The 13716-nt window shown below is 60.3% G+C and carries 11 protein-coding genes, 2 tRNA genes and 1 pseudogene; 6 read left to right on the forward strand and 8 right to left on the reverse strand.

The annotated features are described in order from the left end of the window. The first annotated feature begins 65 nt into the window (after positions 1-65). The 3 genes from PVV74_RS14050 (at position 66) to PVV74_RS14060 (ending at position 2483) form a co-directional block, all read left to right on the forward strand. Positions 66-950 (forward strand): LysR family transcriptional regulator, encoded by an 885-nt coding sequence (locus PVV74_RS14050; protein WP_245890493.1) that lies wholly within the window; start codon positions 66-68, stop codon positions 948-950. Positions 951-1005: 55 nt separating this feature from the next. Beyond that, the gene (gene leuB, locus PVV74_RS14055) at positions 1006-2112 is read left to right on the forward strand and encodes a 3-isopropylmalate dehydrogenase (protein WP_274593636.1); all 1107 of its coding nucleotides are present in this window, start codon (positions 1006-1008) and stop codon (positions 2110-2112) included. Between the two features lie 294 nt (positions 2113-2406). After that, positions 2407-2483: transfer RNA gene (locus tag PVV74_RS14060), tRNA-Pro, on the forward strand. An 880-nt stretch (positions 2484-3363) separates the two neighbouring features. On the opposite strand, the pseudogene PVV74_RS14065 reads toward PVV74_RS14060, so the two are convergent. From PVV74_RS14065 to PVV74_RS14090, 6 genes and pseudogenes are all read right to left on the reverse strand, one after another. Next, positions 3364-3507 (reverse strand): annotated as a pseudogene (locus tag PVV74_RS14065) (transposase); the annotation flags it as partial. A 263-nt stretch (positions 3508-3770) separates the two neighbouring features. Beyond that, on the reverse strand, positions 3771-5186 hold the full coding sequence (locus PVV74_RS14070; protein WP_274593637.1) for a DUF7056 domain-containing protein: 1416 nt from the start codon (positions 5184-5186) through the stop codon (positions 3771-3773). Between the two features lie 91 nt (positions 5187-5277). Then, positions 5278-5904: a class I SAM-dependent methyltransferase gene (locus tag PVV74_RS14075; protein ID WP_274593638.1), complete on the reverse strand. Its 627-nt coding sequence runs from the start codon at positions 5902-5904 to the stop codon at positions 5278-5280. A 1-nt stretch (position 5905) separates the two neighbouring features. Beyond that, on the reverse strand, positions 5906-6850 hold the full coding sequence (locus PVV74_RS14080; protein WP_274593639.1) for a glycosyltransferase family 2 protein: 945 nt from the start codon (positions 6848-6850) through the stop codon (positions 5906-5908). Next, positions 6847-7854, reverse strand: coding sequence for a lysylphosphatidylglycerol synthase transmembrane domain-containing protein (locus PVV74_RS14085; protein WP_274593640.1), 1008 nt, complete (start codon positions 7852-7854; stop codon positions 6847-6849). Before PVV74_RS14085 ends, PVV74_RS14080 begins: the two co-directional genes overlap by 4 nt. Before the next feature lie 18 nt (positions 7855-7872). Continuing rightward, complete coding sequence (locus tag PVV74_RS14090) at positions 7873-9069, reverse strand: glycosyltransferase family 2 protein (protein WP_274593641.1); 1197 nt, start codon at positions 9067-9069, stop codon at positions 7873-7875. A gap of 216 nt (positions 9070-9285) precedes the next feature. On the opposite strand from PVV74_RS14090, the gene PVV74_RS14095 reads away from it, so the two are divergent. Beyond that, positions 9286-9393 (forward strand) — tRNA-Ser (locus tag PVV74_RS14095). 12 nt (positions 9394-9405) lie between these two features. On the opposite strand, the gene PVV74_RS14100 is transcribed toward PVV74_RS14095, so the two are convergent. Continuing rightward, complete coding sequence (locus tag PVV74_RS14100; protein ID WP_274593642.1) at positions 9406-10446, reverse strand: zinc-dependent alcohol dehydrogenase family protein; 1041 nt, start codon at positions 10444-10446, stop codon at positions 9406-9408. A gap of 85 nt (positions 10447-10531) precedes the next feature. Between PVV74_RS14100 and PVV74_RS14105 the strand changes: the two genes are divergently transcribed. Both PVV74_RS14105 and PVV74_RS14110 read left to right on the forward strand, forming a co-directional pair. After that, positions 10532-11320 (forward strand): hydroxypyruvate isomerase family protein, encoded by a 789-nt coding sequence (locus PVV74_RS14105; RefSeq protein ID WP_274593643.1) that lies wholly within the window; start codon positions 10532-10534, stop codon positions 11318-11320. Positions 11321-11372: 52 nt separating this feature from the next. After that, positions 11373-11840: a rhodanese-like domain-containing protein gene (locus PVV74_RS14110; protein ID WP_274593644.1), complete on the forward strand. Its 468-nt coding sequence runs from the start codon at positions 11373-11375 to the stop codon at positions 11838-11840. A 7-nt stretch (positions 11841-11847) separates the two neighbouring features. Here the strand turns inward: PVV74_RS14110 and mdoH are convergent, their stop codons facing one another. Next, positions 11848-13716 (reverse strand): glucans biosynthesis glucosyltransferase MdoH, encoded by a 1869-nt coding sequence (mdoH, locus tag PVV74_RS14115; RefSeq protein WP_274593748.1) that lies wholly within the window; start codon positions 13714-13716, stop codon positions 11848-11850.

Here is a 13716-nt window from a genome sequence, read left to right on the forward strand (position 1 = left end):
ATTGAGCGGGAATAGGAATTGCCAAATGTTGCTCATAAGGTATTCATTCATGAATGGTAAGCCGCATGTCAGATCTGGATTGGTCGCTCGTCCGCGCGTTCCTTGCGGTGGCGGAAAAGGGATCGCTTTCCGCCGCGGCCCGGCTGTTGGGGGCCAGCCAACCGACGCTTGGACGCCAAGTCCGACAGCTGGAAGAGCAGCTTGGCCAAGTTCTGTTCCACCGCAAAGCAAAGGGCCTGGACCTGACCGAAAGCGGCCAATCCTTGCTGGAACCCGCACGCGCAATGCATCGCGCCATGGTCGAGATCGAGCTTACCGCTGCCGGGCAACAGACACAGGCCGCCGGCGCGGTGCGAATTACCGCAAGCGAGACGGTGTCGGTCTATATTCTGCCGCCGATCCTGGCGCGGCTGAGGGCCGAGCATCCCGGAATCAGCATTGACCTCATGCCTTCGGACAGCACCGAAAACCTTTTGTTCCGCGAGGCCGATATCGCGGTGCGCATGTATCGCCCGGAACAGCTCGAGCTGGTGGCGCGCCACCTTGGGGATTTCCCGCTTGGCCTGTTTGCATCCCGCGCCTACCTGCACAGCGCAGGACGACCGCGCACCTTCAAGGACCTCTATGACCATCCTCTGATCGGCTATGACCGGAACGAGGAGATCATTCGCGGCATGCAGGAACGTGACATGCCCGCCTCGCGCGAGATGTTTGCCTTTCGATGCGACAGCCACACGGTGGGTTGGGAACTGGTCCGCGCGGGATGCGGTATCGGATTTGGCATGAAGGCGCTGGGCAAGCTTCACGATGATGTCGAAGATCTCGATTTCGATATCGATCTGCCAAGCCTTCCGGTCTGGCTCGCCACCCATCAGGCGCTGCGACACACACCAAGGATTGCCGTGGTTTGGCAGGCTCTTGCAACGGGATTGAAGCCTTACCTTTCTTGACCCTCCCCGCGGCTCAGGCTAGGCGATGGAAAAGAGAGTTTCGAAAGGATCGCGCATGAGTACCCCCTCGCTTCTTATTCTGCCCGGCGACGGGATCGGCCCCGAGGTCATGGTCGAAGTCCGTAAGGTGATCGACTGGTTCGGATCCAACCGCGGCATGGCGTTTGACGTAAGCGAGGATCTTGTCGGCGGCGCGGCCTATGACAAGCACGGCACGCCGCTGCATGACGACACGATGGAAAAGGCGCAATCTGTTGATGCGGTGCTTTTGGGCGCGGTCGGCGGACCGACATACGACAACTTGGATTTCTCGGTCAAGCCGGAGCGCGGCCTGTTGCGGCTGCGCAAGGAGATGGATCTTTATTCCAACCTGCGCCCGGCACAGTGCTTTGACGCCTTGGCGGATTTTTCCAGCCTGAAGAAAGATGTCGTTGCAGGGCTCGACATTGTCATCGTGCGCGAGCTGACAAGCGGCATCTATTTTGGTGAGCCGCGCGGCATCATTCAGGAAGGCAACGAGCGGGTCGGTATCAACACCCAACGCTACACCGAATCCGAGATCGACCGCGTCGCGCGGTCGGCCTTCGAACTTGCGCGGCGGCGGTCGAACAAGGTCTGTTCGATGGAGAAGGCCAACGTCATGGAGTCGGGCATCCTGTGGCGCGAAGTGGTCCAGAAGGTGCATGACGAGGATTATCCGGATGTCGAGCTGAGCCATATGTACGCTGATGCGGGCGCGATGCAGCTTTGCCGCTGGCCCAAGCAGTTCGATGTGATCGTCACCGACAATCTCTTTGGCGACATGCTGTCGGATGCCGCCGCGATGCTGACGGGCAGCCTTGGGATGCTGCCTTCGGCCAGCCTCGGGGCGCCGATGGCCAATGGTCGGCCCAAGGCGCTTTACGAGCCCGTGCACGGTTCGGCGCCCGATATCGCGGGGCAGGGCAAGGCGAACCCGATTGCCTGTATCCTCAGCTTTGCGATGGCGCTGCGGTACAGCTTCGATCAAGGCGACGAGGCTACACGCCTTGAAGCCGCGGTCGAGAAAGTTCTGGCCGATGGCCTGCGCACGGCGGACCTTCTGGGTGAGGAAGGCGTACAGCCGGTGACGACCAGCGAAATGGGCGATGCAATCGTCGCCGCGCTGTCCGACGGTCTTTGATCGATACGCGGGAGTATCGCCCGGAATTGGAGCCGGATATCCTGCTTCTTTGACGGGCGTGCTTGTCGCATTACAGGGTCTACGCGGCGACGCAAAAGCAAGAACGGCACGTAATCGACCTGCTGAATGCTTCGCGGCATGTTTCCTGCCTTATGGTGTTCTAAGGCGATAGGCCCATAAAAGCGGAAGGTTGTGAGCGCTCTTGCAAACGGCTCCGGCAAGCCGATGAGAGCCCACCACGCGATTCCGCCCTTGCAAAGGAAATGCGGCTTCTGTAATCGGCTGTCTCACGGTCGGAGTGTAGCTCAGCCTGGTAGAGCACTGTCTTCGGGAGGCAGGGGCCGGAGGTTCGAATCCTCTCACTCCGACCAATAAAATAAGGGCCTCGAGGGGCCCTTAAGTTTTTCAGGATATGTTTTTATCTGGGACGCGTCCCAGAAATGCGACACTGACCTCGTCTTATGGTGGCGTCTGCCGCTTCTCGATAGGAGGCAGGCTGGCGTGACGCGCAGCGTTGACCTGCCCGTAGGAGACGCATGATTTGCCCATGTTGTTGGCCACGTTGACAGCTGTCTTAACGTAGTCCGGATGGTGGTGCGCGTAATACTTCTCGAGCGTGTCCATCGTTACGCCGAAGAAGCCTGATACGTGCCAGGCATTCGCACCGCCCTGCATGGCCCAGGTGATCGCGGTGTGTCGCAATGTGTGAGGCGTGACCTCCGGCGTCCCATGGTTTCCCAATCGTTCTTTATGCCTGCAACGCGATGTCCTTCGATCTCGACAACCCATTTCGCACCATTCTTTTGCCACCACTAGAAATGGCGGAGCAGCCGATCCGGAATCGGAATGGTCGGCGCATTCTTCTTGGTCTGCTTTTGGGCATTCCCCTTGCGGTGAAGCTTTGCGGTTCGGAAACCCACATAGCCACCATAAAAGTGAAGAATGAAACCGAGGCCGAGGATCATAGATTTTCGGGATCCAGTGTACAGGGCCGTTAGAATGAACTTCGCGAGGTATCGCGTCCTTGGTGATTTGCGTGCCGCACGAATGAGCTGGGCTACCTCGTCGCGGGTCCCCCGACGGCTTGAAGAACCTCCTTCCAAGGTATCCAAGCAGGTCAATTAGCAGTTGGTTCATGCCGCTGAAGGGGAATTGGCTGGAAGGTTGGAAATTCAGACTGGTAGCCAAGTTACGCTGGTTGCCTGCGAGAGAACGTGTCGGCGGCGTCGATCATACAGAACAAAACGCTTGAATGTTGGAATACTTCTTCTTCCAGTTGAAATCGGTCGCCTGGCTGATGCCTGTCTTGCGGCAGATCTCAGACGCCAGCGTGCCTTCCTCGCCGTACTTGATGATGAATGCTTTCTGCGCGACCGAAAACTTCGATGCCTTCATGCGATTCCGCTCCTCTCCCAGCCAGGGAATCATAGCGGAAAACTCCAGCTTCAGACGGTCCAGTTTGCGGGGATCAGATCAGTAAGCAAAAACCGTTACGCGGAAATTTTTATGTGCTGATCGTGAGCAATATAGGCGCTGAAAAGCCAACATTCACAAGATCTAATCCGCACGAGGCAGATATTCCAGAATGTACTGACGAACTCGAAAAACGCAAGATGAGCATGTCTAAACATGAAACACGCATCCGTACGCAGCAGATATCAATCGGTATATATACCGTTGAAGAGCGGAGCCCGCTCGGCCTTTGGAGGTGTCAGGATCCGATTAGCTTCGAGCCGCAGCAAAATATGTGAAGTTAGGAAGCCGTATGTCGTATTCAGAGCATCACCGAATACGGAGCTCAACCCGTCTGTGCGATACGTCGCAATCACAAGGTGAGGCTCGGCACGGAGTAATGCGCCGTAGAGCGTGGAATTCCGCCCTTTTTCGTTCGTTTCACGAACGGCTTGGGCATCGAGCCACAGGCGGGGCTCCATACGGCGGCTCGGGATCATGCCGATGCCGTCGAAATATGTCTCGTCCTGCGCAAGCTGCGCTTCGGCCTGTTGCACGAGTGCGAGTTGAGCGAGATTGTCGTGGCCCAGGTACTGCACATTGCGCACGATGCTCTGTACGGCGATCACCGACAGGATGACCAGCGCCATTGCGGACCGGCTTGCCCCCTGCCGCAGCAGGACTGTCACGGCAACAGCACCAAAGACCGCCAGGAATGGCAGCGCCATTGAGAACACGTAGGGCCATGTCTGGTTGTGAAAGAAGACAAGCCCGGTCAGCAGGACCGCGTGGACAAGAAATATCCGCGCTGCACTGTCGCATTTGAGAATACGCGCAGCTGACAGGACAAGGCCAAGGCACACCAGCGCGTACGGCACAGCGTTGCGCAAAAGCGTCTGCCAGACAAAGGCATCCAGCCCTTCATAGTAGCTGCCACCATGGAGGGCGAGTTCGACCGGCCCGAGGAAAAGCATCTTCAGGACCTGCGGCATCGCGGTGCCGCCGAGCAGGGCGCCGTAGAAGAGTATGGCACCGGCCCAGCCGAGAATGAGCAGCCCTCCGCGAAAGAACGCGCGCGAGGCAGAGCGCATGCAGAGGGCATCGACCACCAAAGCGGCCCCCAGGGCAAAGTTGAAATAGACCGATTTCTGCGTCGTCACGAAGGCCAACCCGCTGAGCAACCCCGCGATCAGAAGGGTCTTGGCACGGTCGGTTTCATATCGGATGACGACCAGCACGGCCAAAGCCGCAAACAGCGTGGCGAGCGGCTCGGACCGAAGTCGGAATCCGCGCTCGATATAGCTGCTGAAACTGAGCAGGAGCGCCACTGCCAGGATCGCTGTGATACGCTCGTGGCCCAAGGCGCGGGCGCATTTGTAGATGCACACGATCAACGCCAGCGAAAGGCAGGCTGTGGTCAACCGGCCCGTGATCAGCATAGATGTCGCATCCCAGCCGATCAGGTGGGACAGTTCGTAGAAGACCGCGTAGCCAACCGCTTTCTTGGGCCATATCGTGTCGAAGGTGCCGTCGAACAGATATACAGGCTGGGTGAAGTGCCAAAACTCATCCATCACAAAGCGTGTGTTGATCGCCAGCACAAACAAGGCGGCGATTTTCACCAGGATGAACAGCCTTATCGCAAACGTAAGCCTTTGTTCGTGACTGAGCCCCGGAGGTTGGATGCACGTGATTGCCGTCATCCCCAATGGCCTATCTGACAACCTTGAAGGCGTGGTTCTGAGACCAGGGTCTGATCGATTGCTCCGCCGCGACCGCTTCGGGCCCGAACACCGAAGCGATCAGCTCCCGTTGCTCTTCCATGGCCATGTAGGCGACGTTCTTGTCGCCACCGATATAGACGTCGGCCACATAGCAGGCCGCGTGAATGGGCGTGCTGCGTCTGAGCCAGTCCTTGAACACCAGAACACCGCCGGGCACCAAAAGCTTTTTCGCGGCTTGCAGGATGTCCGCGCGGATACCGACCGGCACATGGTGCATGACATCGTTGAGGACAACCAGATCAAACTGTCCGCTGCGTTCTTCGGCCAGGTCCTGTGCGTCGATCTGGCGGAATTCGGCACGATCGCCGTCATACATGCGTCCAAGTTGCGGGGCGATGTCGATGCCCAGGTAGGACGCATCAGGAAAGTCCCGGCAAAGGCGTTCGGCCAATGCTCCCTCGCCACAGCCGATTTCACAGATGGCGGTCGGATCTGCCCAGTCCTGGATACAGTCCGCCAGATTCTCCAGGTCGATGAAAACACGGCGGTAGAGTTCCGAAACCTGCCTCTCATAGGGACCAAAGGCACGTCTTACGCTTGCTCCGATAGATCCCATGTCATGTTCCTTTTTTCATTGCCAGCTTCATCCGGGGCGCCAACCTGTTCACGATCTGTGTTGTCATGAGAAAATCACTCCATTCGTTAGGGCCAAGCATGAAGGCCTTTCGAAGGGCTGAACCAACACCGCGAAGACTGCGGTGATGCAGGCCCGCCAAACAGACGTTGAGCGCGTTGGCTGCCTCCGCGCGTCTGCGGGCGCGCCGCCTGAGCCGGTCCGGCAGATGCACGAGATGCCGGTCGAGCGGTATCTCCAACTGGCGTTTGAAGGACTGCAAGTTCCGCGAACCGGTCATGGTCAGGGAGTTCGCGTGAATCCTGAACGCCGAGGCGTGTCCGGGATCCCAGGCCAAACCGTTTCGCGCAAGGCTCAGCCAAAGATCCCAATCCGCAGTGTACCAAAGTGCCTCATCAAGACCGCCCTTGTGTAGCGCGGCATCGCGCCGGAACATGACAGCGGGCAGCGCCAGGGTGTTTTGCACGATCAGGTGCGACATCGCCTCTTCGGACGTCAGAACACGGCGCGCCGTCCCGAATGGTGGGCACATCTGACCGACGGTTGCCCCGTGTTCGTCAATGAGGTCAGCGCCATGCGCCCAAATGTCGACCTCTTCATGCCGGCCGGCCATGTCTTTGAGAAGCGCGGCGCGCCCAGGCGACCAGACATCGTCCTGATGCAGCATGGTGATAAGCGGTGCGCGGGCCTCATGCAGGCCGATGTTGGTGTTCTCGGTCCACGAACTGCCGTCGGGATTGTCGATGATCCGGATCGGAAGACGGATTTGCGCCGCCTGTAGCAGATCGCGACTGCCATCGGTTGACGCTTGATCGACGGCGATGATCTCGAGCCCATCGCATTGCCCTGCAAGCGATGACAGCGCTGTGTCCAGAGTCGCATGGCCGTTGAAGATCGGCATGATCACAGAAAGCCAGGGCCGGGTCATGGCGCGCTCCGCCTGCGTGGCTGGAGGTCGGCGAGGAGCAGCGGCGCGATTAGGAAGAAGCCCAGGGTCGAGACCACCCGCAACGCCAGAGCGGCTTCGACCGCCTGATCAAAGGGCAGGCCTTCGCGCGCGAGGACGCCCGCCCATGTCGCTTCGACCACGCCAAGCCCGCCGGGGAACACGGGCAGCGACATAAGGAACAGAACCAACGGATAAGCGATCAGAAGTGGCAGGATGTCCACGCCCGCGATGGTGCTGAGCAGCAGGACATTCAGCGCGGCAAGGACAGCATACCCAAGAAGACTCAGTGCGGTGACCGATGTCAGGATGTGGTCGGGCAGCTGCGCGGCCCTTTCGACGCCCAGGCGCAGACGATCGGCGGAACGCGTCAGAAGTAGCGCCCCACGATCCGCGATATGTGTAAGCAGTTTCGACGCCAGCTGAATTGATAATCGGACGAAGAAGACCAGGGCGGTCATGAACAGGATCGCGGCACTCGCATCGAAAACCCAGCCGGGTGTTGGCAGCAGTAACAAGACGCTCAGGCCTGCTGCGCTGACCAGCACGAGAAGCTGAAAGGTTTGCTCCAATGCCGACGTGCCCAGGGATCTCAGGACAGGGATATCGAAACGCGCCGCGAACCATGCGCGAATTACCGGGGTGCAAAGCTGGATCGGCAAAAACTGTCCTGCAATGGCGGCCGATGTCGTCGCCGCGGTTGCATGTCGGAGGGCCAAGGTTTCGCCCCGGGGCGAAACGGCTTTCAGCAACACGCGCCAGCGGACAGCCGCCAGCAATACGATGGTCGCCTGGCCAAGGGCAACGACGCCATAGGTCCAAAGGGGGACGCGGGCGCACAGGGCCGCAAGACTGGGGAAGGACGCTTCGCTGGCAAAGAAGAGGGCCACGATCCCCAGTACCGCGCCGACCGTGACGGCCAGCGCGATCCACAGCTGGCTTTGTCTTGTTTCGGCTCCGTCGATGATATTTGCCTGCTTCATCATCGCATCTGCCAGCTTTGGTCAGACACTTGCTGCATACAGATGCTGCGAGCGGTTGCCGGAGACCACCGACATCAGGAAACCGGCAAAGAATACCTGCGCACCGATCACGCACATCGTTCCTGCTGCGATCATCGACCGCATCGCGCTGAGGCCAGCATAGTCGGATGCAATCCAGCCGAGCGTGATGGTGCTGATCCACGCAAGGCCGCCCGCGATCAACAACAAGCCGGCCAGAAGCCAGTATTCGAGCCGTGACGCAGTGAGAAAGGCTATGGCCCGTTTGCTGGGCCGCCGGATCAGTGCCTTGTAATTGTAGAGCTGGGCGAACAACCCCATGATGATCGTTTGCACGGAGATGACCATTGCGGCGCTGGCCATGACGGCCCAGTGGCTGCCAAAGAAGAAGAAGCCGATTTGCACCAAGTCATCGCCCCCGACGGACAGCAGGGCGGTCATCAATACAAGCCCGAGCACTCCGAGCGCGAGGCCAGGCACCATGAAGAGCCAGCTTGGGCTGAGCAAAAGCATGTAGATGAGGTGCCGCATCCCGTCGCGCCAAGGATTCAGATGCGGATCGCGGCCGCGCTGATCCGGCGACAGGGTGACCGGCACTTCCGCGATCCGGTAATCCAGCAAGACGGATTTCAGGAGCATTTCGGAGGCGAACTCCATTCCGGATGACGACAGGTTAAGGCCCTCCAAAGCGGGTGCAGTCAGCGCGCGCAGGCCGCAATGGGCGTCGCCGATGTCGGTCTTGAAGAGAAACCTTAGGAGACCCGAAAGGGCCGGATTTCCGATGTAGCGGTTTTTCCACGGCATTGCGCCGGGTTTGATGCCGCCGCGAAACCGGTTGCCCATGCACAAGTCGGCACCGTTCAAAAGCTCTTCGATCATCGGGACGGCCTCGACGAAGTCATAGGAGCAATCGCTATCGCCCATGACGAGATATTGCGATTTCGCCGCGCCGAACCCGGCGAGCAGCGCCGCGCCGTAGCCGCGTTCCGGCACATCCACGACCCTTGCGCCCGCGCGTCGGGCAATGTCCTGGCTGCCATCGGTGCTGCCGTTGTCAGCAACGATCACTTCGCCGGAAAGGCCAAACTTCTCACGAATTTCTGCCAGAGCGACCTGCGCTCTGAGAATGCACTTCTCCAGCGTCGCAACCTCGTTGAGACATGGCAGGACAAATGCAACAGAGATTGTTTCGTTCTTCATTAGCCCCTCACAAGCTGAAATTTAAACCGCGAAACGGTTCGTTTCTTTTTAATGGATCTTGTGTCAAGATTTGGGCTGAACCTGTACTGATTTTGGGTTTTCAGAGCGAGATTGCGTGAGGCATGCAAAAAATGCTGACGTGGAATAGCGGCTCAAAGATGCTAAGCATGCAGGTCCGATGTTTCTGGTACCGTCCCAGATATCTGACGGATTTCTGGGGTAATACGAAGTTATGAGCAATTAAAATGTCTTGTTTTTCTATAACTTTGGTTTCCGAACTGTCTTCGGGAGGCAGGGGCCGGAGGTTCGAATCCTCTCACTCCGATCAGAATTCCTTTAGAATTCGGTAATGACGGTCGCACCAATGCCGGCGAAGTTGTCCATTCCCGTCAAGGCGTCGATGGATGCCTCGAGCGAAATGCGGTCGCCTATAAGTTTATCGGGAGACAGCAAGCCGGATTGGATCATCGCCAGCATGGCATCGTAGCGATGCGCTTGCATCCCGTGGCTGCCGAGGATTTCAAGCTCGTCGCCGATCACTTTCGCCATCGGGGCGGCCGGCGTGGCCTGTTCCGCCAAAAGCAGGCCAATCTGCACGTGACGCCCACGCTTGCGCAAGTTCGAGACCGAGTTGAAGAATGTCGTCGGGTGACCAAGCGCATCGAGCGACACATGCGCGCCACCGTCGGTGATGTCGCGCACTGCTTGGACCACGTCGCCAGCCGCGGTGGCGTCAATCGTATGCGTCGCGCCGCAGCTTCGGGCGAGGGTCAGCTTGTTTTCTGATATGTCGATGGCGACCGTTTGCGCCCCGATTGCCCGCGCGATCATAAGAGCCGAAAGTCCCACACCTCCGCAGCCATGCACGGCGACCCACTCGCCCGCCCGGACACGTCCCTGGTCGACCACCGCGCGGAAGGCGGTTGCGAACCGGCAGCCAAGGCTTGCCGCGGTTTCGAAAGACATCGTGTCGGGAAGGGCCACCAAGTTCAGGTCGGCTTGCCCGATAGCGACATACTGCGCGAAGGACCCCCAGTGCGTGAACCCGGGCTGAAACTGGTTGTGGCAGACCTGCTGATGGCCCGCGTGACATTCCGGGCAGGTGCCGCAGCCGCCGACGAACGGCACCGTCACACGGTCTCCCACTTTCCACCGCCGCACCTCGCGCCCGACCGCCGCAACCCGACCGGCCAGTTCGTGACCGGGAACATGGGGAAGCGTGATGTCTGGATCGTGGCCCATCCAGCCGTGCCAATCGCTGCGGCACACTCCCGTCGCGCCGACCTCGATGACAACGCCCTTGCCATCCGGTGTCGGGTCCCGAACATTTGCGATCTTCGGCGTGACGCCGAACTGGTCGAACAACACGGCCTTCATGGTGTTTTCCCTTGGGTCAATGCGTCATCTATGGTTGTGATTTAGCAGGGTCGTCCTCTATGCAAAAGCGGGTCAAGCAGGTCTCATGCCGAGGTTTTCCGCCAATCTGGGTTTCCTTTGGTCGCGGCTGGATTTGCCGCAGGCCGTACGTGCGGCCGCGCGGGCCGGTTTCGATGCGGTGGAATGTCATTGGCCCTACGACACGCCGCCCGAGGCTCTGCGTGACGCGTTGAACGAGACGGGACTGCCCCTTCTTGGCCTGAACACCGCTCGGGGCAACGTATCCGCCGGGGATTTCGGCCTGACCGCCCTGCCGGGACGCGCGGCGGACGCGCGCGCCGCCATCGATGCAGCTGTAGACTACGCTCGCGCTGCAGACGCCGAGGCGATCCATGTCATGGCAGGCCGGGCGGAGGGGGCAAAGGCCGGATCGGTTTTCAGGGACAACCTTGCCTATGCGTGTGACATCGCATCCGACAGGACCATCCTGATCGAGCCGATCAACCCGTTCGACGCTCCCGGCTATTTTCTGCAATCCACCGACCATGCGCAGCAGGTGATTGCGGACGTGAACGCGCCGAACCTGAAGCTCATGTTCGATTGCTACCACGTGGCGCGGGTCGAGGGCGATATGATCGCGCGCCTGCGCGCGGTCCTGTCTGATATCGGGCATATTCAGTTCGCTGCCGTGCCTGACCGGGGTGGGCCGGATCACGGCGATCTCGACTATGACATGGTGTTCCGCGAAATCGACGCGCTTGGCTGGAACCGCCCACTGGGCGCGGAGTACAGGCCCCAAGGTGACACCGAGACATCGCTTGGCTGGCTTGCCCGTGCACGCGAACGTGTTGTGCGACGAGGCGGCGGACCATGACAGGTGCACAGTGGCGAGATATGTTTAGTGCGGACGCTTCAGGACGAAAAAGATGACAGGAAAAGCCGCCTCGCGCCTCTCTCGCCGTGCCCTGCTGGGGGCAGGCTTGGGGGTTGGCACGGCGGCGGCTCTCGGCTGGGCGGTCTGGCCGAGGCCGCAATTCGACGGTGCTGCGCTCTCGGTCCGTGACGCTTTTGATGCGGCGAAGGCCGGCGAGATCATCCTTGTTGATATTCGCCGGCCCGACGAATGGACGCGCACCGGTATTGGCCAGGGTGCCCATCCGATCGACATGCGGGATGCCGGGTTCATTGCCCATCTGGATGCATTGACGGGCGCACGCAAGGATGTGCCGATCGCCTTGATCTGCGCGAGTGGCGTCCGTTCCGCACGGCTGAGCATTGCCCTGACCGAGGCAGGATATACCCGGGTCATCAACGTACCCGAAGGCATGTTGGGTTCGTCCGTCGGGCCGGGCTGGATCGAAACGGGTTTGCCGGTAACAGCCTACGACAGCTGAGCCTCGGTTATTCCGCAGCCTGCCGCGAGGGTGGCTTGCCTTCCAGAGCCTGCTTCAGTTCGGCGCGGTAATGCCGCGCGGCCTGGGTGATCGGGGGTTCGCGCCATAGTTCCTTTGTTCCCATCCACTTGGACACCAGGCCCTTCAGCGACACGCCGCTGAGGGCCGACAGGGGAACCGCCAGAACAAGACTGACCGCGATCGGAAGCAGCCAAAGCGACACCAGCCCCGCCGCCATGCCGGCGACCAGCAGGACACCGCTTGCCGTTTCCAGCGCATGGCAGATCAGCAAGGTGCCCAAGCCGTAGCGGCCACCATCGCGTTGTTGCGGGCTCCAGCCGCTTTGCAGGCCGAACACGGTGCGGAAGACCGCGATCATCTGCTGCACCATCAGGATAGGCGCATAGGCGACGGATAGCGCGAGTTCGGACAGGAATGACAACGCGAAACGCCATGGCCCACCGTATTCGGCAAAGCGCGACCGTGTCAGCGGGACCACCAGGATGCCCAGTAGTTTCGGCAGCAAGAGCAGAGAATACATAAGGGCAATGATCAGGACGTGTTTCGCCTCGGTCATCTCGGGCCAGACCGGCATCAGCGGGTTGTCGGGACGGAAGTAGGTCAGCACGGACTTTTCGCCGCCCTGGCCCATCAGCGCCCACATCACCAGGAGCGCGAACCAGATCGGCGACGCGAGATAGCTCATCGCGCCGTGGAACATGTGAAAGCGCGATGCGGTCCGCAGGCCGCGCGTCGAGAGAAGGCGCAGGTGCTGCAAGTTGCCCTGGCACCAGCGGCGGTCTCGTTGAATGTGGTCGATCAGCGTCGGCGGCGTTTCCTCGTAAGAGCCGCGGATGCGCGGAAGGACCCGCACGCCCCACCCGGCCCGGCGCAACAGACCGGCCTCGACAAAATCGTGGCTCATGATCAACTGATCGCGGCCCGTCAGCGAACGCAGGTGCGGCAGGCCGGCGCTGGCCGCAAAGGCCTCGGTGCGGATGATCGCGTTGTGACCCCAGTAATTGCCTTCCTGCCCGGTCCAGCGGGCCAGCCCCTCGGCGAGGGCGGTGCCATAGACGCCGTTGGCGAACTGCTGCATCCGGGAAAAAACGGTGTTGGCACCGATCAGTTGCGGACAGCTTTGAATGAGGCCCGCGCCCGGATCCTGTGCCAGCGCATCGGTCAGGCGGCCTATCGCGCGGCCGGACATCAGGCTGTCAGCATCCAGCACCAGCATGGCGGGCCAGTCGGCGCCCCAGTTCTGCACCCAGTCCGTGATGTTGCCGACCTTGCGGTCGGTATTCTCGGCGCGTCTGCGATAGTAGATGCGCAGCCCCGGAGACAGCGTGGCCTGAAGCGAGCGGATGGAATCTTGTTCCGCACGGGCGATAGCGTCGTCCCTCGTATCACTAAGGATGAACATGGCGTATTCATGCGGACCGCCGCGCGCCCTCAGTTCTTCCAGCATGGAACGGGCGTTGCCGAGAACATACCACGGCACCTCGTTGTAGATCGGCATCAACAGCGCCACCTTCAGAGGTCGTGGATGACCGGGCCGCTTCAGCGCCTGTGTCAGAGAGCCGATCCCCAGCAAGACCGTGGTGACCGTCAAGCAGAGCCAGAACACGTTGAAAGACATCAGGCCCAGCAGAGTGCCCTCGACCCAGGTGATGCCATCGACACCGAACCAGTCCCACATGAACCAGATGAAGCCGATGGTCGCCAGAATCGCCGGGATGAAGACCACGCAACGCCAAAGCGTGACGCGTTCTTCCGGCCGGGCAGGGGGCGCCTTGGGATCTGCGTAACAAACGTCGAGATCCTGCTCGGGCATGTCGAGCGGGGCCAGTGGCGGCATTACGCGAAGGTCGTTCAT

Origin of the sequence: Roseovarius sp. SK2, assembly GCF_028807495.1 — a bacterium.
In the GTDB taxonomy this organism is placed as follows: Bacteria; Pseudomonadota; Alphaproteobacteria; order Rhodobacterales; family Rhodobacteraceae; genus Roseovarius; species Roseovarius confluentis.